Source organism: Bradyrhizobium sp. B025 (genome assembly GCF_042257955.1).
Taxonomy (GTDB): domain Bacteria; phylum Pseudomonadota; class Alphaproteobacteria; order Rhizobiales; family Xanthobacteraceae; genus Bradyrhizobium; species Bradyrhizobium diazoefficiens.
Map to the genome: position 1 here is coordinate 1,857,607 of NZ_CP170150.1, position 21,999 is coordinate 1,879,605.

Genomic DNA, 21,999 nt, shown 5'->3' on the forward strand with positions numbered 1-21,999 from the left:
CGCCTACCGCGCGCGGGCGCTCTGCGCGGCCCCGACCAGACGGTCATCGACCGCGTAGAGCGCGCAGGTGGGCGACCATTTCATGCAGGCGCTGAGCGAATCGCGCTGGGCATCGTCGGCCGTCGCGCGCCCCGAACGCCAGCCGTAACCGCCGTTGGGCGACACCGCAAAAGCCTTGTGCGGCACGGTGCTGGCGAGATAGCGCGCGAACTCGGCGCGCGCGGCCTCGTTGAGCTGGCTCGGCGGCGGCAGCGGATCGGGCGGACTGAGGACGTCGTGGCCGAGCCCGCGCTCGCGCAGGAAGGCGTCCATATACGGCGTCCATTGCGGACGGCCGACCACGGAATAGAGATAATGGCCATCGTCGCCGTAAGGCGCCGCCGCGACGAATTTCACGTTGCCGCCGCCGCCGCGAAACCCGTCATAGAGCCGGTGGGCGAGATCGGGCCCGAAGAACAGGTCGTTGGTCGCGTAAACCCACAGCATCGGCACGCGGGACGTCTTGCCGAAGGTGGCGAAGGCCTGCACCAGCCCACCCTCGTTGCAGACGTCGTCGTCCTCGCGCGAGCCGCGGCCGCCGGCAAAGCTGATCGCGGCGACGAGACCGGCCGGTGCCTGCGCCGTCAGCGCGACGGTGGCGAGCCCGCCGGCGGAATGGCCGGCCGCGATCATGCCCGATGTCGTGACGTCGGCCCGACGCGCCATCGCATCGATCGCCGCGCGCAAATCCGCGACCGCAACCGCCGCCGCGGGCAGGTAGGCCGCGTTGGCGCAGCCGCCGACGCTGTCGACGCGTCCGCCGGGCGAGGTGCCGTAGCCGCGCCGCATCACGATCAGCGCGGCAAAGCCGCGCCGGGCGTATTCCAGCGCGATGCCGTAATATTTGTGCGCGGACATGGTCGCGCGGTCGTCGAAATTGCGCGGCGAGCCGTGGCTGAGCAGCGCGAGCGGATAGCGCTTCGTCCCCGCCGGGCGCACCAGGAAAGCTTCCAGCCCCTGCGGCCCGGCCTCCGTCATCGGGATGCGCAGATCCTCGGTGTAGAACTCGGCGGCGTTCGCGCGAGCCGCAGCCCCCGCAATGGCGAGCAAGATAAGCACGGGCAGATGCCAGCGCGCGAGGTCCATGCGTGGATGATTCTCCGTGGCCGCGCGGATCATAACAGAACCGCATGACCCGGCGAACGGGCGTTGCCCGGATCTAGCGTCCGCCCCGATCGTTCATCTCAACGTCTGAAGATAGGCGATGACATTGGCCCGGTCTGCGGGGTTCGGCAGCCCCTTGAAGAACATCTTGACGCCGTGGACGTCGCCGCGGGGGTCGGCGAGATAGGCGTCCAGCGTTGTTGGCGTCCAGGCCTGCTTGTTGGCCTTCATTGCATCAGAATAGGCGAAGTCCGGGACGATTGCGGGCTTGCGGTCGATGACATTCCAGAGACTTGGGCCGACCTTGTTCACCCCGATCACCGCCGCGTGGCAGTTCTCACAGGTTCGCTGGAAGACGGCCTTGCCCCTCGCCGGATCGCCCTCCGCGGCGGAGGCGGACGACGTGGCCAAAGACGATGTGGTCAGGGCCAGCATGAGCACGAAGATCAGACGACCGGTCATCTTAGTCTACTCCCCCACGGAATCAGCCAAGGAATTAGGCGGCTAATCCCGCAAATCCCCCGCCTTCGTTTATCAATCGGAAAGCAGCGTGCCCCACGCGGCGCGGCGGCGTCTTTGTCCTGCATCAACCGATATCCGGGACCAAAGTACGAGGGCGCGCCATGCGTAATCGCCATGGATCATCCTGTGCGGATTGGCGTTGTCGGTTGATCGTTGACCGGAGCGCGGCATCGGGCCGGTTTGGCGACGGGCTGACCGATGGTATGGTGTTCTAGTGCGTCGTTCGAAGGGTACAGGGGAGTTGCAGTGGCAGAAGTCGATCCCGCGGCGGGTAAGCCGGTTGCGCCGAGCGCGCTCGCCAATATTCCGCGGCTGGTGACGGCCTATTTCGCCGGCAAGCCGGACGTGGCTGATCCGGCGCAACGGGTGGCGTTCGGCACCTCCGGTCATCGCGGCACCTCGTTCAGGAACACCTTCAACGAGGGCCATATCCTCGCGACCACGCAGGCAATTTGTGACTACAGAAAGGAGAAGGGGCTGACCGGCCCGCTCTTCATCGGCATCGACACCCACGCGCTGGCCGAGCCGGCGCTGGTCAGCGCCGTCGAGGTGTTCGCGGCGAACGGCGTCGACGTCATGGTCGACAAGGACGGCGGCTACACGCCGACGCCTGTCATCTCGCACGCGATCCTCACCTACAACAAGGGCCGCACGTCGGGCCTCGCGGACGGCGTCGTCGTCACGCCCTCGCACAATCCGCCGGAAGACGGCGGCTACAAATACAATCCGCCGCATGGCGGCCCGGCCGACACCGATGCGACCTCCATCGTCGAGAAGCGTGCCAACGCCTATCTTGCCGACGGGCTCAAGGGCGTCGCGCGCATGGACTATGCCAGGGCGAAAAAGTCCGCGACCGTCCACGCCTACGACTTCATCACGCCCTACGTCGCCGATCTCGGCAACGTCGTCGATCTCGATCTCGTCAAATCCGCCGGCATCAATATCGGCATCGATCCGCTCGGCGGCGCCGCCGTGCATTACTGGCATCCGATCATCGAGCGCTACGGCCTCAAGGCCACCGTGGTGAACGAGGCGATCGATCCGACCTTCCGCTTCATGACCGTCGACTGGGACGGCAAGATCCGCATGGACTGCTCCTCGCCTTACGCGATGGCGAGCCTGATCGCGATGCGCGACCGCTTCGACGTTGCCTTCGCCAACGACACCGATGCCGACCGCCACGGCATCGTGACGCGCACCGGCGGCCTGATGAATCCGAACCACTACCTCGCGACCGCGATCTCCTATCTGTTCGCGCACCGCCCGAACTGGAGCAAGGATGCCGCGATCGGCAAGACCGTGGTGTCGAGCTCGATCATCGATCGCGTGGCCAAAAAACTCGGCCGCAAGCTGGTCGAGACGCCGGTCGGCTTCAAATGGTTCGTCGACGGCCTCCTCACGGGCGGCTTCGGCTTCGGCGGCGAGGAGAGTGCAGGGGCCTCGTTCCTGCGCCGCGACGGCACGGTGTGGACCACCGACAAGGACGGCATCATCCTCGGCCTGCTCGCCGCCGAGATCATTGCGAAGACCGGCCGCGATCCGAGTCAGCTGTTTGGCGACCTCACGGCCGAGTTCGGCGTGCCGCATTACGCGCGCATCGACGTCGCGGCGACCACACCGCAGAAGAACATCTTGAAGTCCGTCACGCCCGAGCAGCTTGGCCTGAAGGATCTCGCCGGCGATCCCGTCCGCGCCACGCTGAGCAAGGCGCCCGGCAACGGCCAGCCGTTCGGCGGCATCAAGGTCGAGACCGATTTCGGCTGGTTCGCAGCGAGGCCGTCGGGGACCGAGGACGTCTACAAGATCTACGCGGAGAGCTTTCGCAGCACCGAGCACCTGAAGCGGATTCAGGAAGAGGCCCAGGCCGGGCTGGCGAAGGTGTTCGGGGCGTAGTTGCCCCAAGAGCAGAGCAAAATCACACGCGTGCACGATAAATCGTCATGCCCGGGGCTTGCCGTCTTGGCTGAAGCTTCGCCGGCCCAACACCGAATGCCCGGCGAAGCCTTGGCGGAGCCGGGTCCCGGGCATCCACGTTCTTCGCACCGCGTGGCAACGCGTGGATGGCCGGGACAAGCCCGGCCATGACGCTATTGAGGCGCTAGTGACTGAGCTCTCAAACCATATGCGGTAAGGATGTATACTGGATAGCCTATAATGGTAATTTGGTAGGGCTATTTCGGCCTTGAATGGCTCTTTTTCCTCCCTTATTGTATACATAACGTATTCATAAGCCGTGGGAGTGAGACCGATGACAAAACCCTTCCCGATGAACGCCTGGTACGCCGCCGCCTGGGACGCCGAGGTGAAGCCGGCGCTGTTGCCGCGAACGATCTGCGGCAAGCACGTGGTGATGTACCGGAAGGCCGACGGCTCGGTGGCCGCGCTGGAGGATGCCTGCTGGCATCGCCTGGTGCCGCTGTCCAAGGGCCGGCTCGAGGGCGACACCGTCGTCTGCGGCTATCACGGCCTGAAGTACAATGCGCAGGGGCGCTGCACCTTCATGCCCTCGCAGGAGACCATCAATCCCTCGGCCTGCGTCCGCGCCTATCCCGTGGTCGAGCGCCATCGCTACATCTGGCTCTGGATGGGCGACCCCGCGCTGGCCGATCCCGCGCTCGTGCCCGACATGCACTGGAATCACGATCCGGCCTGGGCCGGCGACGGCAAGACCATCCGCGTCAATTGCGACTACCGCCTCGTGCTCGACAATCTCATGGACCTCACCCACGAGACCTTCGTGCACGGCTCCTCGATCGGAAACGACGCGGTCGCCGAAGCCCCGTTCGACGTCACCCATGGCGAGAAGACGGTGACGGTGACGCGCTGGATGCGGAACATCGAGCCGCCGCCGTTCTGGGCCAAGCAGCTCGGCAAGCCCGGCCTTGTCGACCGCTGGCAGATCATCCGCTTCGAGGCGCCCTGCACCATCGCTATCGACGTCGGCGTGGCGCCGACAGGCACCGGCGCGCCGGAAGGCGACCGCTCGCAGGGCGTCAACGGCTTCGTGCTCAACACCATCACGCCGGAGACGGAGAAGACCTGTCACTATTTCTGGGCCTTCGTCCGCAACTATCAGATCGGCGAGCAGCGCATCACCACCGAAATCCGCGAGGGCGTCTCCGGCATCTTCCGCGAGGACGAGCTGATCCTCGAAGCGCAGCAGCGCGCGATGGACGAGAACCCGGATCGCGTCTTCTACAACCTCAACATCGACGCCGGCGCGATGTGGACGCGCAAGCTGATCGACAAGATGGTGGCGAAGGAAAACGCGCCGCAGCACCTTCAGGCCGCGGAGTAGCGATATGGCCGAGCGCGAGGTCGACCGCTCCGTCTCGCAGACCGTGAAGGCGCAGCTCGCGCTGCGCGACCAGATCCTGTCGGGGTCCTTGCGTCCCGGCGAGCGCATCTCCGAGCTTCAGGCGGTGGAGACGACGGGTGCCTCGCGCACGCCGGTGCGCATGGCGCTGGTGCGGCTGGAGGAGGAGGGCCTGTTGGAGGCGATTCCCTCCGGCGGTTTCATGGTGAAGGCGTTCTCCGAGCGCGACATCTCCGATTCCATCGAGCTGCGCGGCACGCTGGAAGGGCTCGCCGCGCGCTTTGCCGCCGAGCGCGGCGTCTCCGCGCGCGAGCTCGAGCCGTTGAAGGAATGCTCAGCTGCGATCGACGAATTGCTGCGCCAGGTGCCGATCTCGGTCGACGCCTTCTCGTCCTATGTCACGCTGAACGCGCGCTTCCACGCGCTTCTCACGGAATTGTCGCGCAGCCCGCCTTTGATCCGGCAGATCGACCGTGCCTCCGCGCTGCCGTTCGCCTCGCCAAGCGGCTTCGTGATGGCGCAATCGGCGCTGCCCGAGGCGCAGCAGATCCTGATCATCGGGCAGGAGCACCACCGCGTCGTCATCGACGCCATCGAAAACCGCGAGGGCGCGCGCGCCGAAGCGATCATGCGCGAGCACGCGCGGCTCGCCGTACGAAACCTGCGGCTCGCGCTGCGCAACCGGACTCATCTCGACCTCTTGCCGGCGCTCGCGCTGATCAAGACCGCAACCGACCAGGGCTAGTCACCATGCGCTTCATCGAAACCTGGACCCCGGCGACGCTCGTCTCGACGCGTGACCTTGCGCCCGGCATCCGCGAATTCCTGATCCTGCCCGACCAGTTCGACGGCGCCGCCTATCCGGTCGGCAGCCACATCAATGTCAGCGTGACCATCGACGGCCTGCCCGAGACGCGGTCCTATTCGCTGGTCGGCGAGGCCTCCGCGCGTGGCTTGCGGATCGCGGTGCGCCGCGCCGAGGATTCCCGCGGCGGCTCGCGCTATATGTGGCAATTGGCACCGGGCGCGCGGCTCGACATCACGCAGCCCGCCTCGCTGCTCGCGGTCGACTGGGCGCGCGACAATTATTGCCTGATCGCCGGCGGCATCGGCATCACCCCTATCCTCGGCGCGGCGCAGGCGCTGGCGCGGCGAGGGGCAAACGTCACGCTGCACTATGCCGTGCGCTCGCGTAGCGAGGCCGCCTATCTCGACGATCTCGCCGGGATGCTCGGCGACCGCCTGGTGGTCCATGCGAGCGACGAAGGCCGCCGGCTCGATCTCGACGCGCTGTTCGCGTCATTGCCGCAAGGTGCGCTGGCGCTGTTCTGCGGCCCGATGCGGATGCTGGATGCCGCGCGCCACGCCTGGATCGGCGCCGGCCATCCGCTTCCCGATCTCCGCTACGAAACCTTCGGCTCCAGCGGCACGCTGCCGACCGAGACGTTTCGCGTGCGCTTGAAGGACACGGACATCGAGCTGGAAATTCCCCGCGAGCGCTCGATGCTGGACGTGCTCAATGCCAGCGGGCATGACGTGATGTACGACTGCAAGCGCGGCGAATGCGGGCTGTGTGCCATCGACGTGGTCGACGTCGACGGCGAGATCGACCATCGTGACGTCTTCTTCAGCGACCATCAGAAACAGAGCAACCAGAAGATCTGCGCCTGCGTCTCCCGTGCCCGCGGCACCATCACCGTGGACACGTTGCTGCGCGCGGACGCGATCTGACCGGGCTGGAAGGCGTACCCGGAAAACGCGATCGGCCTGAAGGCTTGCGCATCCGCTCTGCGTGACGAAGCGGGCTTCGTTTGCCGCGCCAACGAGCCGGCAAGAGCGCTTCGTACGGTCCACCAATCATGATAGGATTGCTCTCGGCAGTCAAAGTGTTCAGCCGGTCTTGGACAACAAGGGTGGAGGTTCTGCCATGAAATCCAATTCGGTCTCGCGGGCAGTCGATGAGTTCGCCACAGGGAGTGCCGACTCGCTGATTTTGATCGGCCGCGTTCTGCTCGCGTGGGTATTCGTCGGAAGCGCCTACGGAGCAATATCCGACTTCAGCGGCTCCGTGGGTTATTTCAGGTCCCTGCACCTTCCAGCACCTGAGCTGTTCACCATGACGAACATCGCACTGGAAGTATTGATATCCGTTGGTTTGATATTGGGCATCGGCACACGCTACTGTGCAATTCTGACGTTTGTGTTCGTCGTGGCGGCAACGGCTATCGCGCACCGCTACTGGGAGTATCCCGCGGGCGCGCAGCAGATTGGTCAATACAACCATTTCCTGAAGAACATCTCGATCATGGGAGGCGCGATGTTGATCTTCGTCACCGGGGCAGGCCGGTTCAGTTTCGATCGGGCATCGTAGCCGACATCACTTCAAGTTGGGCTTGAAAGCTTCCGCGATCACGCGGCGGACGCTCTTTGAGAGCGGTTTCAGGGCCTTGCTCAGGAAGGCGAACAGAAGCATCAGCCATGTCGCAAGCGCGGCACACCACAGCACGACGTCAAATATCTCAGGCATGATGATGCCCCTCAAAAATGACTACTCTGAAATGGGGGCAAGTGTTGCTTAGTGGAGCCGACACAGCAAGTCATCTTTAGAGGTAGCGCGCCGAAACACTCGGAAACCACTCTCAGAACAGCGGGTAGCCTTAGGTCATGGAAGCAGACCAATCCCATGATACCGGCGACTTTCCGACTGTATGCTCTACGCCGCGTAGGTCGCCACCAACTTTTTCGTGTCGAGCAGCGCGAGCACGCCATCGGCCGACACCGGCCGGCTGATCAGATAGCCTTGGACTTCGTCGCAACTGATCTGGCGCAGATATTCGAGCTGGTCGGCTGTCTCGACGCCCTCGGCGACCACGGCGATGCGCAGGTCGCGTGCGAGCGAAATCACCGACTTCACGATCGCGGCACAGTCGGGCTGCACCAGCATGTCGCTGATGAAGGACTGGTCGATCTTGATGCGGCTGAACGGCAGCTTGCGCAAGTAAGTCAGTGACGAGAACCCGGTGCCGAAATCATCCAGCGCCACGGTGACGCCGAGTTGCAGCAGCGCGTTCAGGATCGACGCGGCCGAGCCGTATTTCGACAGCAGCATCGATTCCGTGATCTCGACCTCGAGCCGGCTGGGCGAGACCTTCGCGTCGGCCAGCGCCTGCACGATGGTCTGGAGGATGCCGGTGTTGTGAAACTGCGCCGCGGAGAAATTCACCGCGACCCTGATCTCTTCGGGCCAGTCCGCCAGCGTGGCGCAGGCACGCCGGATCACCCATTCGCCGATCTCGTGGATCAGCCCTGTCTCCTCGGCGATGGGGATGAACTCACTCGGCGGCACCAGTCCGCGCGAGGGATGCTGCCAGCGCAACAGCGCCTCGAAGCCCGTGATCCGGTTCTCGGCGAGGTCGAGGAACGGCTGGAACGCGAGGAACAGTTCGTCCCTGGAGATCGCGCCCTCGAGGTCCGATTGCAGCGCCTTGCGGTCGCGCGACACCCTGTCGTCGCTGACCTCGAAGAAGCAGACCGTGCCGGGTCCCGCCTTCTTGGCGCGGTAGAGCGCGGCGTCGGCGTTCTTCATGACGTCGAGCGCCGTGTTGCCGTCCCGTGGCGCCAGCACGATGCCGACGCTGGTTGCGCCCACGATCTGGCGGCCTTCGATCGGGAACGGCTCGGCGAACGACGCGACGAAGCGCTCGGCGATCTCGAGCGCATCTTCGGGCCGTGCCAGATTGGCCATCACCAGCGCGAACTCGTCGCCGCCGATGCGCGCGACGTGCTCGGCTGCGCGGGTGCAGCGTTGCAGGCGGCTTGCGACCTGGACCAGGAATTCGTCGCCGGCGGGATGGCCGAACTTGTCGTTGACCTCCTTGAAGCGATCGAGGTCGAGCAGCAGCACCGCGAACTCTTCGCCCGACAGGGCCAGCCGCTTCAAGGCGGCATCGAGCGTCTCGTTGAAGGCGAAGCGGTTGGGCAGATGCGTCAACGGATCCTGCCGCACCGTGCGCTCGGCCTCGACCTGCCGTATCACGCGCCGCGCAAACGAGAACGAATTGACGAACACGGCGCGGAGCAGCACGGTCCCGTAGACCGCCACCAGGATGGCGATCAGCAAATAGGCCACATCGTTGCTGCGTCCAAGGCAGATGGCGATCCCGAGGAAGAGGGGCGCCGTGAATGCGATCGCCGCGATCGGAATCGTGGCGAAGGCAAATGCACCGCCGGCAAGCATCCCGGAGCACAGGCAGGTGATGACGAGTTTTCCGCCGGTGTCGGCGTCGGCGAAGAAGGCGACCGGTACGATGCCCCAGACAGCCCCGAGCACGAAGGCATTGCGCACCAGCCGGTGCACGGCGCGCCGCGAGACGAATTGCGGCTTGGTGATGCGGCGCGAGGCATGGGATTGCACACCGAACGCGATTGCGGCGCCGGCCACGGTGACCGCCCAGATCAGGGCGAACGCCCTGTCCGGCGACTGCCACAGCGCGATCGCCAGCACGGCGGCGTTGCAGGCATTGGCGAGCATGATGCCGACCGAATAGCCGAGCACCAGCGACATCTGTTCTGCGCGGATGTGACCGGCCAGCGCCTCGTCGGTTGCGGGACCGCCGAACGCTGACAGATCGCCGGCGAACAGCCGCGCGAAATAGGTGGTCAGTTGAGTCCGCATTCCAGAGCCTAGCAGGATGGGCCGTTCGTCCGGCTCGATCGGGAGAATTCGCTGCAAACCTTTGACGAACTATGAATTATCCCCGCTTGGCACGGTCGCCGCGACCACTTCTGCGTGTTCCAATCGACAGTATCGATAACAAATCGATACAAATGCGGCACCCCGCGTTACGGTTGTAACGCGAGGAACATTTCGCCACCAATTCTGCTGTCATGCCCCGCGAAGGCGGGGCATCCAGTACGCAGCGGCCTATCGGATCAATCACCGGCGCTGGTGGAATACTGGATCGCCCGCCTTCGCGGGCGATGACACCTGTGTCCGGGAGACGCGATCACCGCCCCAGCTGTTTCGGGTCGTAATAGAACCGTTCTTCGATCAACTCGTCACCCCGCCAGGTCTGCCACGCGATCTCATCCAACGTTCGGACGACCCCTTCAGCGCTGGTGAAGCTGAACCGCCAGCGTGTCGCGACAGTGTCGCCCTCGATCAGGCTCGGCCCGATGCGCGCGGCCTTGACCTCCTTGGTCGCTGCCAGCACACCGCGCTCTTTCGCCGCCAGTGCTTCCCGGCCGACAGTCGGCGCGGCGTTGTTTTCATAGGTGGCGGCGTCGGGCGCATAGAATTGTTCGATCGCGCCGACGAAGTCCCCGTCCTCCAGCCGCTTTGCAAAAGCTTCGACGATCTCACGGCTCGGCATGGCGCACCTTTCGATTAAAACCGACTGTTGGTCGGTAAATACCGACCGGTAGTCGAAAAGTCAACTGGCTGCGTGAAGCGAATTCGATTACACGAGATTGATGAGATGAAGCCCAGCCAGTGCCTCAACGAAGATGCGTTCCCTCCCCCCTTGTGGGGGAGGGCTAGGGAGAGGGGTAGCTCAGCAAAGAGTGCCAGTTGTTGATGATGCACCGAACGGATGCGCGATCGATGGAATCCCCGCGTGGCACCCCCCTAACTGACCCTCCCCCACAAGGGGGGAGGGAACGGAAAGAGCGTCGCTCGTGGCCGAACTCGCTTCGATCTCAACTCACCGCGCTATAGACGAGACGACATGGCGAAACAGGCGGAGCGGAGGGCGGCGACATCGGAGGCGATCCTGGCGGCGGCACGCCGCCTGTTCGGGACGCAGGGCTTTGCCGCCACCACCATGGACGAGATCGCGGAGGGGGCCTCCGTCGCCAAGGGGGCGGTCTATCATCACTTCAGGACCAAGGAGGCGGTTTTCGAAGCCGTGTTCGAACTGGTCTCGCGCGATCTCGTTGCGGAGATCGACAGCACCGCGCGGGGTGAGAGGGACGTGCTCGCCGCGATGGTCGCCGGCACCCAGCATTACTTTGCTGCGACCGCCAAGGGCCCGACCGGTCAGATCATCCTGCGCGACGGCCCGGCCGTGCTGGGCTGGGAGCGTTGGCGCGAGATCGACGCGCAGCATTTTGGCGGCAAGCTGCCGCGCGCGATCGCGGCCGCCATGGAGGCCGGCCTGATCGCGCGGCAGCCGGTCGAGCCACTGGCGCGGCTGCTGCTCGGTGCGGTCACGGAGGCTGCGGTCGCCTGCGCCGGACGCGCGGATATCGCAAGGGCGGGCGCGGAATATGCCCGTGCGTTCAAGTCGCTGGTCGAGGCGCTGCGTCTGCGCGCATGATCGTGGTAAGTGACGAAACGGAAACGCCCACCAACAAGAACACTGGCAAGACATGACCGCAAACTCCTCTCTCGCACCAATCGATCCCGAATTCGACTACATCATCGTCGGCGCCGGCTCCGCCGGCTGCGTGCTCGCCAACCGCCTGTCTGCGGACGGCAAGCACAGCGTGCTGCTGCTCGAGGCCGGCCCGAAGGATTCCAACATCTGGATCCACGTGCCGCTCGGCTACGGCAAGCTGTTCAAGGAGAAGACGGTCAACTGGATGTACCAGACCGAGCCGGAGCCCGAGCTGAAGGGGCGCCAGGTGTTCCAGCCGCGCGGTAAGACGCTGGGCGGCTCGAGCTCGATCAACGGCCTGCTCTATGTTCGCGGCCAGCACGAGGACTATGACCGCTGGCGCCAGCGCGGCAACACCGGCTGGGGCTATGACGACGTGCTGCCCTATTTCAAGAAGGCCGAGAGCCAGTCGCGCGGCGCCGACCAGTATCACGGCAGCGACGGCCCGCTGCCGGTCTCCAACATGACCGTGACCGATCCGCTGTCGAAGGCCTTCATCGACGCCGCGGTCGAGACCGGTCTGCCCTACAATCCCGATTTCAACGGCGCCACGCAGGAAGGCGTCGGCCTGTTCCAGACCACGACGCGCAACGGCCGCCGCGCCTCGACGTCGGTCGCCTATCTCGGCCCGGCGAAGACGCGCGGCAACCTCAGGATCGAGACCGAGGCGCTCGGCCAGCGCGTGCTGTTCGAGGGCCGCCGCGCCGTCGGCGTCGAGTATCGGCAGGGCGCAACTGTGCGCCGTGCCCGCGCGCGCAAGGAGATCGTGCTATCGAGCGGCGCCTACAATTCGCCGCAGCTGCTGCAACTCTCCGGCGTCGGCCCCGGCGATCTGCTGCGCAAGTACGGCATTGACGTGGTGCTGGATGCGCAAGGCGTCGGCCACGATCTCCAGGACCACATGCAGGTCCGCATCGTGATGCGCTGCTCGCAGAAGATCACGCTCAACGACACCGTCAATCATCCGCTCCGCCGCACGCTCGCCGGCGCGCGCTATGCGCTGTTCCGGAAGGGCTGGCTGACGATCGCGGCGGGCACGGCCGGCGCGTTCTTCAAGACCAGCCCGCGGCTCGCCTCGCCCGACATCCAGGTCCACTTCCTGCCGTTCTCGACCGACAAGATGGGCGAGAAGCTGCACGATTTCTCCGGCTTCACCGCCTCGGTCTGCCAGCTCCGCCCCGAAAGCCGCGGGACCTTGCGGATCCGGAGCGCCGACCCGACCGTGCCGCCGGAAATCCGCATCAACTACATGTCTACCGAGACCGATCGCACCACCAACGTCGAGGCCCTGAAGATCCTGCGCAAGATATTGAATGCGCCGGCGCTGAAGCCGTTCGTGGTCAGCGAATACGATCCCGGGGCGAAGGTATCCACGGATGGAGAGCTGCTCGATTATTGCCGCGAGCGTGGCAGCACCATCTACCATCCGACCTCGACCTGTCGTATGGGCAACGACGCGCTCGCGGTGGTGGACCAGCGGCTGAAGGTGAGGGGGCTCGAAGGCCTTCGCGTCGTCGACGGCTCGGTCATGCCGGACCTCGTATCGGGGAACACCAACGCGCCGATCATCATGATCGCCGAAAAGGCCTCCGACATGATATTGGAGGATGCGCGGTAAAACCCGCGCGAGAAGGAGCAGACAGTTTGGCTACGCGACTGAAGATCGGCACACGCAAGAGCGCGATGGCGCTGGCACAGACGGAAGAGATCGCGCGCCGCCTGACCGCCGCCGTGCCCGGTCTCGACGTCGAGATCGTCAAGTTCGACACCACGGGCGATCTCGACCAGACCAGCAAGCTGTTGCCGCATGGCGGCAAGGGCGGCGCCTTCGTGGCGCAGATCCGCGCCGCCGTTCTGTCGGGTGAGCTCCAGGCGGCGATGCATTCGCTGAAGGACATGCCGGGCAACGAGGACACGCCCGGCCTCGTCATCGGCGCCACGCTGTCACGCGATCCGCCAAGCGATGCGCTGGTACTGCGCGACGGCGTGACGCTGGAGGCGCTGCGCCAGTCGCGCGGCAAGGGTTTCAAGATTGGCACCAATGCCGTCCGCCGGGCCGCCTATGCGCGGCGGTTGTTCCCCGATGTAGAAGTGATCCACTTCCGTGGGGCTGCTGACACGCGCGTGCGAAAGCTCGACAATGGCGAGAAGCAGCGCCTGCCGGATGGCGGCGCGGTGGGGCCGGCGGATGCGCTAATCATGGCGCGCTCGGGCCTCGATCGCGTTGGTCTGGCGGGCCGCATCGCCTACGAGTTTACACCGGCGGAGATGCTGCCGGCGGCAGGGCAGGGCATCGTCGCCGTCGAATGCGCCGCGCAGGACTGGCAAACGCGAAAAATCCTGTCATCGATCGACGATCCCTCTGCGCACGCCTCCGCCGATGCCGAGCGCGAGGTGCTGTGGGTGCTGAATGGCCACTGCAATTCGCCGGTGGCGGGCTTCTCGACCATCGCAGGCGGTCAGATGTCGCTCACCGCATCCGTGCTCGACCTCTCCGGCAACACCATCATCGAAGCCTCGCGCACAGGCCCCGCCAACCGGCCGCGTGAGCTTGGCCGTGCGGTGGGACTTGAACTGCTGGGGAAGGGCGCTGCCGAGATCATCGAGCGCAGCCGGCCGCGCTAGCCTGCTGCTAAACGATCGTCGGTGCGATGATGTAATTCTGCGCCTGTCTTGCCCGACGAGTCAAACGTGACCGCGGCAGGGCTCAGAACCATGCCGACCGAAATTCTCCAATGATTTGTACTGTGCATCTACTGTGCATGGGGTTGTTTTCGCGTTTTTTGTTTCCGCCCCTTCGGGGGCGGGACTTGTCACCCCCGCACGCGCTTCAGCATCTGCTCGACATGGGCGATCGGCGTTTCCGGCTGGATGCCGTGGCCGAGATTGAAGATGAAGCGCCCTTGCGCAAAGTTCGCCAGCACGTTGTCGACCGCGCGGTCGAGCGCGGCCCCACCCGTGATCAGCACCAGCGGATCGAGATTGCCCTGCACGGCGACGCGTGATTGCACGCGCTCGCGGATGAAGGCCGGCTCCGCGGTCCAGTCGATGCTGACGCCGTTGACGCCGGTCGCCTCGACATAACCAGGCAATTGCGCGCCGGCGCCGCGGGGAAAGCCGATGATCTTCGCGTCCGGCACTTTTGCGCGCACGCCCTCGACGATGCGCCGCGTCGGCTCGACCGACCAGCGCGCGAACTCGGCGGGCGGCAGCACGCCGGCCCAGGTGTCGAAGATCTGCAAGGCATTGGCACCGGCTGCGAGCTGCGCCAGCAGATACTCGATCGAGTTGTCGACCAGCACGTCGATGATTTTCGCAAACGCGTCCGGATGCCGGTAGGCCATCATCCGCGCCGGGGCCTGGTCGGGCGTGCCGTGGCCCGCGACCATGTAGGTCGCCACCGTCCACGGCGCGCCACAGAAGCCGATCAGCGCGGTCTTGGGATCGAGTGCGCCGCGCACGATCTTCAGCGCATCGAACACCGGCGCGAGCTTGCCGAAGTCGGCGCGCGGTGCGAGCGTGGCGACCTTCGCAGGATCATCCAGCGGCTCGAGCCGCGGGCCTTCGCCGACCTCGAAGCGCACGGAGCGGCCGAGCGCGTAGGGGATCACCAGGATGTCCGAGAAGATGATCGCCGCATCGAAGCCGAATCTCCGGATCGGTTGCAGCGTGACCTCGGCGGCAAGTTCCGGGTTGAAGCAGAGATCGAGGAAGCCGCCGGCCTTCGCCCGCACCTCGCGATATTCCGGCAAATAGCGGCCGGCCTGGCGCATCATCCACATCGGCGGGATGGCTTGGCGCTGGCCGGAGAGCACGTCGATGAAGGGCTTTGTCGCTGACTGGGGCACGAAGGATCCTGAGCAAGGTTACGGCTCCTGATACACCGCCGCGGCCTTCAGCGGAACAGGGGAACAAGCGCAATTGGGCCGCGTTGACCAACCAATGGAGGAGATCATGGTTGAGTCATTCAATCCCGCGCCGCACGACAAGCACGCCGACGATCTGCATGAGGCACTCGTCGCCGATCGCCATGCCAAGCTCGATACCGGGCTCAAGGACAGCTTCCCGGCGTCCGATCCCGTGAGTGTCGCCCAGCCGACACCCTCGAAGGCCGATGCAGACGCGGACAATCCCTCGCTCTGGGACAAGGTTAAGGCCATCTTCAGCTAGCGGGAGGGGCGCCGGATTCCGATAGGTTCGCTAATACCCTGTTAGCGATGCGCTGATCCTTGCGTCCGTAGGACTACGGGAAAGCGCAGGTATCACGGTGTATTTCGGCAGTCATTTCAGAGTTCAATAACAGAAGCGGCAGAGTTTCCGAACGATCGGAGAATTCTGCCGCATGAGCGCTGCTACCCAACGAGCCGGATGGAGCCGCCTGCCGCTACGCGCGGCGGCGTTTGTCGTGCTGACCTGCGCGACCATCCTCGGCGTCAGCGCCTGGCGTGAATGGGCCGCTCGCGACGCGGTGCTCAAGGGCGCCGAGACCGAGATGGCGAACGTTGCGCGCTCGCTGACGCAGCATGCCGAGGACAGCCTCGATCTGCTCGATTCCGGCGTCGTCGGCGTCGTCAGCCGGCTGGAGATGGACGGCACCGACCCTGCCACGATCGCCAAGCTCAGAAACCTCATGGAGGTGCGCAAGAAGGCGACGGAGCGCGTGCACAGCTTCGCCATCATCGACGACCATGGCAACTGGCTGACCTCGCCCGGCACGATCGGCTCGACGCTCAGCGACGACGCGTTCTTCCGCCATCACCAGCTCTCCCCGAAACGAGAGGCCCATCTCGGCCGTCCCGTGAAGAGCCTGCTCGATGGCGAATGGGTCCTCACCCTGTCGCGCCGCTTCAACAAGCCGGACGGCAGCTTTGGCGGCGTGGTGCTCGCGACCATCAGCTCCGGATATCTGTCGCATTTCTACGAGCAGTTCGAGATCGGCCGCAACAGCTCCGTGGCGCTGACGCATGGCGACGGCCTGATCGTCGCGCGCTACCCGAGCAACGAGAAATTCGTCGGACGCAGCGTCGCCGACAAGCCGCTGTTCCGCAACCCGAGCCTGCAACGGCCGAGCGGCGCCTATCACTTCAAGTCGCCGCTGGACGGCGCCGAACGCGTCAGCTTCTTCAAGCGCTCTGGCCGCTATCCGTTCTTCCTGCTCGCGACCGTCGACAAGGACCAACTGCTGGCGCCCTGGCGCGCCGCCGCGATTTCCCGCATGCTGTATGTGCTCGCGCTGGTCATGTTGATCGCGATCATCGGCGCGGTGCTGGTGCGGCAGTTGCAGCGGGGCCAGAGCATGGCGGCGGCCCTGGTCGAGAAGGAAGCACATTTCCGCCTGCTCGCCGAAGGCTCCAGCGACATGGTGACCCGTATCGGGCTCGACGAGCGGCTGCGCTATGTCTCTCCCTCGTCGATCCGCGTCGTCGGCTGGCGGGCCAGCCAGCTGATCGGAACGCCCGCGCTCGCGGGCGTTCACGCGGACGACCTGCCGCAGGTCCAGGCCCTCGTCGATGCCATGAAGCGCGGCGAGAAGGACGAGGTGCGCGTCACCTATCGCAACTCGCACCGGCAGAAGGGTGAAGTCTGGCTCGAATCGACCATGCGGGTGACACGCAAGGACAACGGCAGCGTCGACGGCGTGGTCGCGATCTCGCGCGACATCACCGAGCAGAAGACGCTGGAAACCAGGCTCGAGACGCTCGCGACCGAGGACAGCCTCACCGGGCTTGCCAACCGCCGCTGCTTCGACGACCGGCTGAACGACGAATGGGCGCGTGCCTATCGCGACCGCTCCAGCCTCGCCCTGCTCATGATCGACGTCGACCATTTCAAGGCCTACAACGACGAATATGGCCATCCCGCGGGCGACGCCTGCCTGCGCGTGGTCGCAAAGATCCTCGCGGCCGAGATGCACCGCGCCGGCGATCTGGCTGCGCGCTACGGCGGCGAGGAATTCGCCATGCTGCTCCCCAATACCGATGCGGCCGGCTGCGCCCGGATCGGCGAGCGGATCCGCGAGGCCATTCACCAGGCAGGCCTCGTCCACGCCTCGAGCCCGATTTCGGCATCTGTGACCGTCTCGCTTGGCGGCGCGACCTGCCGGCCGTCGTTCGAGCGCACCGCAGGGTCCGCTTCGCTGGTGGAGGCCGCCGACCGCGCGCTCTACGCCGCCAAGGATATGGGCCGTGACCGGCTGATGATGTCGGGCGAGGTCATGAACCTGCTGCCCAAAGCGTCCGGTCAGTAAAGGCCGTCCGGCAGCAATATCGCTCAATAATGCGGCGGGCGCTCGTTGGCGGGGCCCGGCGCATTCGTCTCGGCCTCCTGCAGCCGCTCACTGAGCTGCGCGATCTGCCGCGTCAGCGCGTCGATCTGCTTCCACTGCGCGGTGATGGTCTGGTTCAGCGTCTCGATCGTGTCGTCCTGGTAGGCGAGGCGTGTCTCCAGCGTGTCGATGCGCTCGCTCAGCGTCTTGATCTCATTGGTCACGTGTTGCGTCCTTGTCCCGTTCCCGCAGTCCGTGGCCGAGCGCGACGCGCTCGTCGAACACGAAGCATTCGCCGCGCCAGCGGCTCTGCGCTTCCGGCACTTCCTCCAGATATTTCAGGATGCCGCCCTTGAGGTGATAGACCTCGGCAAAGCCGCGCGCGAGCAGGTGCGCGCTCGCCTTCTCGCAGCGGATGCCTCCGGTGCAGAACATCGCGATCCTGCGGTGTTTTGCCGGATCGAGCCGTTCCGCGGCAAAGTCCTTGAACTGGCCAAAGCTCTTGATACCGGGATCGACCGCGCCCTCGAACGTGCCCATCGCCACCTCGAAGGCGTTGCGGGTGTCCAGCACCAGCGTGTCCGGCGCCGCGATCAGCGCGTTCCAGGCGGCGGCATCGACATAGGTGCCGACCTGCCGGGTCGGATCGGCAGCCGCGTCCCCGAGCGTGACGATCTCCTTCTTCAGCCGCACCTTGAGCCGGCCGAACGGCATCGCCTCGGCGGTCGAGAATTTCAGCTCGAGATTGTCCAGCCGGCCGCCGAACATGACGCCATGGGCGAGCTCATGGGCGAAGGTGTCGATGGCGTCAGGTGCGCCGGCGATCGTGCCGTTGATGCCCTCCTGCGCCAGCAGCACGCTGCCCTTCAGCGCCTGGCCAGCGCAGAACGCGCGCAGGGGCTCGCGCAGCTCGCGGTAATCGGGCAGGGCGGCGAACTGGTAGAAGGCGGCGACCTTGGTGACCGAATTCTTGTCAGACATGGGGCTCGTTTAGCAGGCGGCCGGCGCCCAGAAAACCCGCATGGCCGGAGCTTGCAAAAGGTCTATACGCCCAGCGGATGGCAGCCATTTCCCTGGCATGCCAGCATTGCCCCGGCGGGCCGGAATGTGTCATGTAAGCCCGGTTTTTCCGAGAGGGCGCGCCGTCCGCGCGCACGGCCCAAGAGAGCAAGAATTCGCATGAGAAACTTCCATTTCCCCGGCAGGTCCACGGTTCACGCCACCAACGCGATGGTGGCGACCTCGCATCCGCAGGCCTCGCTGGCCGCGATCGAGGTGCTGCGCGAGGGCGGCACGGCAGTGGACGCGGCTGTGGCCGGCTCGGCCGTGCTCGGCGTGATCGAGCCGCAATCGACCGGCATCGGCGGCGACTGCTTCGCGCTGATCCAGCCGCGCGGTGAAGGCAAGATCATCGCCTATAACGGCTCCGGCCGGGCACCGAAGGCGGCGAATGCCGACTGGTATCTCGAGCGCAAGATCACGTCCGTGCCGCTGACCTCGGCGCACGCGGTCTCGATCCCCGGCGTGATCGACGCCTTCGCGACCGTGCTGCGCGATCACGGCAAGTTCGGCTTCGACCGCCTGCTCCAGCCCGCGATCAAGGCGGCGGAAGAGGGCTATGTCGTCGCGCCCCGAATCGCGTTCGACTGGAAGAACCAGTTCGAGAAGCTGAAGGGCGGCACCAACACCGTGCGTTACCTGTTGCCGGGCGGCAAGCCGCCGGTGGCCGGCGATATCATCCGCCAGGCCGAGCTCGGCAAGACGCTGCGCGCGATCGCCAAGGACGGCCGCGACGCCTTCTACAAGGGCGCGATCGCGGAAGACATGGTCGAGACCCTGCGCGGCATCGGCGGCCTGCACACGCTCGACGATTTCGCCGCGCATACCACCGAAGTGACCACGCCGATCGGCACCATGTACAAGGGCTACGACGTCTGGCAGTGCCCGCCGAACGGCCCGGGCGTCACTGCGCTTCTGATGCTCAACATCCTGTCGCGCTTCGACCTGACCAAGTATGCGCCCGTCAGCGTCGAGCGCTTCCATCTCGAGGCTGAAGCCGCGCGCATCGCCTACATGAACCGCGAGATGCATGTCGCCTCGCCCGACCACATGAAGATCAACGTCGCAGAGATGCTCGAAAAGGGCTTTGCCGACGAGTACATCAGCAAGATCCGCATGGACGGCATGCTCGACCTGCCGAACGTCGCGCCGCCGATGAACCCCTCGACCATCTACATCACGGTCGTGGACAAGGACCGCAACGTCTGCTCGTTCATCAATTCGGTCGCGCATTCCTTCGGCTCGGCGATCGTCTCGAACAAGACCGGCGTGCTGCTCCAGAACCGCGCCGGTGGCTTCCGCATCCAGCCGGGCCATCCGAACTGCATCGAGGGCGGCAAGCGCCCGCTCCACACGATCATGCCGGGCCTGCTCACCAAGGGCGGTCGTTCCACGATGCCGTTTGCGGTGATGGGCGGCCAGTACCAGCCGACCGGCCAGACCCATCTGTTGACCAACATCCTCGACTATGGCTGCGACGTGCAGGAGGCGATCGACATGCCGCGCGGCCTGCACTACGAGGGCCAGTACCAGCTCGAGGACAGCGTGCCGGCCGACATCGTCGAAGGCCTGAAGAAGCTCGGCCATAAGACCACCAGCGTGGTCGGGCCGCTCGGCGGCGCCCAGGCGATCTGGATCGACTGGGACAAGGGCACGCTCACCGGCGGTTCCGATCCGCGCAAGGACGGCTGCGCGCTCGGCTATTGATCGAGGGCCAGAGCTGCAACGTTACGGCTGGAAACTGCACCCTCGTTGCGCTAGACACCTCCCGCCTCAAACGGAAGGTGTCTTATGCAGCGTTTCCAGCGCGTGCTCCTCGCCATCATGTCGGCACTCGCGATCACCGTGATCGCCGGCGTGTCCGATTTCGTTTCCACCACGGCCTCGGCCCAGACCGCAGGAAAGACCATGACCACAGCTTCAGGCTTGCAAATCATCGACACCGCCGTCGGCACCGGCGCCTCGCCGCAGCCCGGCCAGATATGCGTGATGCACTATACCGGCTGGCTCTATGAAAACGGCCAGAAGGGCAAGAAATTCGACTCCTCGGTCGATCGCAAGGAGCCGTTCGAGTTTCCGATCGGCAAGGGCCGCGTGATCGCCGGCTGGGACGAGGGCGTCGCCTCGATGAAGGTCGGCGGCAAGCGCACGCTGATCATCCCGCCGCAGCTCGGCTACGGCGCGCGCGGCGCCGGCGGCGTGATCCCGCCGAACGCGACGCTGATGTTCGACGTGGAATTGCTCGCGGTGAAGTGACGGCGCAGCGTCATTCCGGGATGGTCCGCAGGACCAGGCCCGGAATCTCGAGATTCCGGGTTCGCTTCGCGCCCCGGAATGACGGTGCGAATGGATAAAACAAAAAGACCGGCCTTGCGGCCGGTCTTTTCGTTTGCAGCTCTGCGCGCGTCACTCTGCCGCGCGCCTCGCTGCAGCCGCGGCGCGATCGATCGCTTCCTTCGCGGCGTCCTTGGCATCGCCCATGGCCTGCTGGCCCTTGCCCTTCACCTCCTGGACCACGCCTTCGCCCTTCAGGCGGTCGGAACCGGTTGCCTCGCCGATGCCCTGCTTGGCCTTGCCGATCGCCTCGTTGGCGTTGCCTTTGATCTTGTCGGTCGTGCTACCCATGAAACTCTCCTTCCAGTTCTATCGCGGGGACAACACGGGACGACTACGAGCGTTCCTTTTTTGGTATGGCTTGATGCCGCGGCTTTGGTTAGTTTGCCGCGCACGGAATCAACAGAAAGCAAGATCATGACGGGCCATGACCACACGCATTCCCACCATGCACACGATCATGACGATCGCTGGAAACATGACGGCGTGCGCGTCATTCCCGGCAACCAGCTCGATACCAACGTGCCGTCGACGGCCGGCATGGACCGCGCGGCCGCCATCAACTTTGCACGCGTCGGCGCGCAGAAATTGTGGGCGGGCACGGTCAGCATCAAGCCCGACGCCAAGACCGGTGCACATCACCACGGCCATCTCGAAAGCGTCATCTATGTGGTGAAGGGCAAGGCGCGGATGCGCTGGGGCGAGAGCCTGCAATTCACCGCGGAGGCCGGCCCCGGCGATTTCATCTTCGTTCCGCCCTACGTGCCGCACCAGGAGATCAACGCCAGCCCCGACGAGGTGCTGGAATGCGTGCTGGTGCGCAGCGACGGCGAGGCGGTGGCGATCAATCTCGACATCGAGCCGGTCGAGAAGCCGGAGACCGTGCTGTGGATCGATCCGGTGCACCGGGACCCGAACGAGAAGAAGTAAGGCCGGCCCGGGCCTGCCGGTTCTGTGCGACAGAACTACGGCAGGCGGGCCTG

Annotated in this window: 22 protein-coding genes; 13 read left to right on the plus strand and 9 right to left on the minus strand. The window is 65.3% G+C overall.

Features of this window, described 5'->3' with window-relative positions; all coding sequences use genetic code 11:
* Positions 1–3: 3 nt before the first annotated feature.
* Positions 4–1,125 carry a S9 family peptidase gene (locus ACE10W_RS08590; RefSeq protein ID WP_304551089.1) on the minus strand — a complete coding sequence of 374 codons (1,122 nt, stop codon included), beginning with the start codon at positions 1,123–1,125 and terminating at the stop codon, positions 4–6.
* 93 nt (positions 1,126–1,218) lie between these two features.
* Positions 1,219–1,605, minus strand: coding sequence for a cytochrome c family protein (locus ACE10W_RS08595; protein WP_028175093.1), 387 nt, complete (start codon positions 1,603–1,605; stop codon positions 1,219–1,221).
* Positions 1,606–1,911: 306 nt separating this feature from the next.
* Here ACE10W_RS08595 and pgm point away from each other — a divergent pair, with 306 nt between their 5' ends.
* From pgm to ACE10W_RS08620, 5 genes are all read left to right on the plus strand, one after another.
* Complete coding sequence (gene pgm, locus ACE10W_RS08600) at positions 1,912–3,558, plus strand: phosphoglucomutase (alpha-D-glucose-1,6-bisphosphate-dependent) (protein ID WP_304551090.1); 1,647 nt, start codon at positions 1,912–1,914, stop codon at positions 3,556–3,558.
* A 355-nt stretch (positions 3,559–3,913) separates the two neighbouring features.
* Complete coding sequence (locus tag ACE10W_RS08605) at positions 3,914–4,963, plus strand: aromatic ring-hydroxylating dioxygenase subunit alpha (protein ID WP_028175091.1); 1,050 nt, start codon at positions 3,914–3,916, stop codon at positions 4,961–4,963.
* Between the two features lie 4 nt (positions 4,964–4,967).
* Positions 4,968–5,726 (plus strand): GntR family transcriptional regulator, encoded by a 759-nt coding sequence (locus ACE10W_RS08610; RefSeq protein WP_011085178.1) that lies wholly within the window; start codon positions 4,968–4,970, stop codon positions 5,724–5,726.
* Between the two features lie 5 nt (positions 5,727–5,731).
* Positions 5,732–6,712 (plus strand): PDR/VanB family oxidoreductase, encoded by a 981-nt coding sequence (locus ACE10W_RS08615; RefSeq protein ID WP_011085179.1) that lies wholly within the window; start codon positions 5,732–5,734, stop codon positions 6,710–6,712.
* Between the two features lie 196 nt (positions 6,713–6,908).
* Positions 6,909–7,352 carry a DoxX family protein gene (locus ACE10W_RS08620; protein ID WP_028175088.1) on the plus strand — a complete coding sequence of 148 codons (444 nt, stop codon included), beginning with the start codon at positions 6,909–6,911 and terminating at the stop codon, positions 7,350–7,352.
* 6 nt (positions 7,353–7,358) lie between these two features.
* On the opposite strand, the gene ACE10W_RS08625 is transcribed toward ACE10W_RS08620, so the two are convergent.
* From ACE10W_RS08625 to ACE10W_RS08635, 3 genes are all read right to left on the minus strand, one after another.
* Positions 7,359–7,508 (minus strand): hypothetical protein, encoded by a 150-nt coding sequence (locus ACE10W_RS08625; RefSeq protein ID WP_166466020.1) that lies wholly within the window; start codon positions 7,506–7,508, stop codon positions 7,359–7,361.
* 186 nt (positions 7,509–7,694) lie between these two features.
* A complete protein-coding gene (locus ACE10W_RS08630; protein ID WP_028175087.1) occupies positions 7,695–9,656 on the minus strand; it encodes a bifunctional diguanylate cyclase/phosphodiesterase in 1,962 nt (653 codons plus the stop codon).
* Positions 9,657–9,987: 331 nt separating this feature from the next.
* Positions 9,988–10,353, minus strand: coding sequence for a nuclear transport factor 2 family protein (locus ACE10W_RS08635; protein WP_011085182.1), 366 nt, complete (start codon positions 10,351–10,353; stop codon positions 9,988–9,990).
* Positions 10,354–10,707: 354 nt separating this feature from the next.
* Between ACE10W_RS08635 and ACE10W_RS08640 the strand changes: the two genes are divergently transcribed.
* Genes ACE10W_RS08640 through hemC form a run of 3 tightly spaced genes read left to right on the plus strand, consistent with a single transcriptional unit; the run spans position 10,708 to position 13,983 of the window.
* Positions 10,708–11,298 carry a TetR/AcrR family transcriptional regulator gene (locus tag ACE10W_RS08640; RefSeq protein WP_304551091.1) on the plus strand — a complete coding sequence of 197 codons (591 nt, stop codon included), beginning with the start codon at positions 10,708–10,710 and terminating at the stop codon, positions 11,296–11,298.
* Positions 11,299–11,350: 52 nt separating this feature from the next.
* Complete coding sequence (locus tag ACE10W_RS08645) at positions 11,351–12,976, plus strand: GMC family oxidoreductase (RefSeq protein WP_304551092.1); 1,626 nt, start codon at positions 11,351–11,353, stop codon at positions 12,974–12,976.
* Between the two features lie 26 nt (positions 12,977–13,002).
* Positions 13,003–13,983: a hydroxymethylbilane synthase gene (gene hemC / locus ACE10W_RS08650; RefSeq protein WP_304551093.1), complete on the plus strand. Its 981-nt coding sequence runs from the start codon at positions 13,003–13,005 to the stop codon at positions 13,981–13,983.
* A 188-nt stretch (positions 13,984–14,171) separates the two neighbouring features.
* Here the strand turns inward: hemC and hemE are convergent, their stop codons facing one another.
* Positions 14,172–15,206 carry a uroporphyrinogen decarboxylase gene (gene hemE, locus ACE10W_RS08655; protein ID WP_011085186.1) on the minus strand — a complete coding sequence of 345 codons (1,035 nt, stop codon included), beginning with the start codon at positions 15,204–15,206 and terminating at the stop codon, positions 14,172–14,174.
* A gap of 106 nt (positions 15,207–15,312) precedes the next feature.
* On the opposite strand from hemE, the gene ACE10W_RS08660 reads away from it, so the two are divergent.
* Both ACE10W_RS08660 and ACE10W_RS08665 read left to right on the plus strand, forming a co-directional pair.
* Complete coding sequence (locus ACE10W_RS08660; RefSeq protein WP_060912948.1) at positions 15,313–15,528, plus strand: hypothetical protein; 216 nt, start codon at positions 15,313–15,315, stop codon at positions 15,526–15,528.
* Positions 15,529–15,700: 172 nt separating this feature from the next.
* A complete protein-coding gene (locus tag ACE10W_RS08665) occupies positions 15,701–17,605 on the plus strand; it encodes a diguanylate cyclase (RefSeq protein WP_304551094.1) in 1,905 nt (634 codons plus the stop codon).
* 23 nt (positions 17,606–17,628) lie between these two features.
* On the opposite strand, the gene ACE10W_RS08670 is transcribed toward ACE10W_RS08665, so the two are convergent.
* The gene (locus ACE10W_RS08670; RefSeq protein ID WP_011085189.1) at positions 17,629–17,847 is read right to left on the minus strand and encodes a SlyX family protein; all 219 of its coding nucleotides are present in this window, start codon (positions 17,845–17,847) and stop codon (positions 17,629–17,631) included.
* Positions 17,837–18,604, minus strand: coding sequence for a rhodanese-related sulfurtransferase (locus ACE10W_RS08675; RefSeq protein ID WP_304551095.1), 768 nt, complete (start codon positions 18,602–18,604; stop codon positions 17,837–17,839). Before ACE10W_RS08675 ends, ACE10W_RS08670 begins: the two co-directional genes overlap by 11 nt.
* A 198-nt stretch (positions 18,605–18,802) precedes the next feature.
* On the opposite strand from ACE10W_RS08675, the gene ggt reads away from it, so the two are divergent.
* Complete coding sequence (gene ggt / locus ACE10W_RS08680; RefSeq protein WP_028175080.1) at positions 18,803–20,389, plus strand: gamma-glutamyltransferase; 1,587 nt, start codon at positions 18,803–18,805, stop codon at positions 20,387–20,389.
* Between the two features lie 84 nt (positions 20,390–20,473).
* Positions 20,474–20,938: an FKBP-type peptidyl-prolyl cis-trans isomerase gene (locus tag ACE10W_RS08685; RefSeq protein WP_011085192.1), complete on the plus strand. Its 465-nt coding sequence runs from the start codon at positions 20,474–20,476 to the stop codon at positions 20,936–20,938.
* Positions 20,939–21,088: 150 nt separating this feature from the next.
* Here ACE10W_RS08685 and ACE10W_RS08690 read toward each other — a convergent pair whose 3' ends face one another.
* Positions 21,089–21,307, minus strand: coding sequence for a CsbD family protein (locus ACE10W_RS08690; RefSeq protein ID WP_011085193.1), 219 nt, complete (start codon positions 21,305–21,307; stop codon positions 21,089–21,091).
* A 126-nt stretch (positions 21,308–21,433) separates the two neighbouring features.
* On the opposite strand from ACE10W_RS08690, the gene ACE10W_RS08695 reads away from it, so the two are divergent.
* The gene (locus tag ACE10W_RS08695; protein ID WP_011085194.1) at positions 21,434–21,946 is read left to right on the plus strand and encodes a cupin domain-containing protein; all 513 of its coding nucleotides are present in this window, start codon (positions 21,434–21,436) and stop codon (positions 21,944–21,946) included.
* The last annotated feature ends 53 nt before the right edge of the window (positions 21,947–21,999 follow it).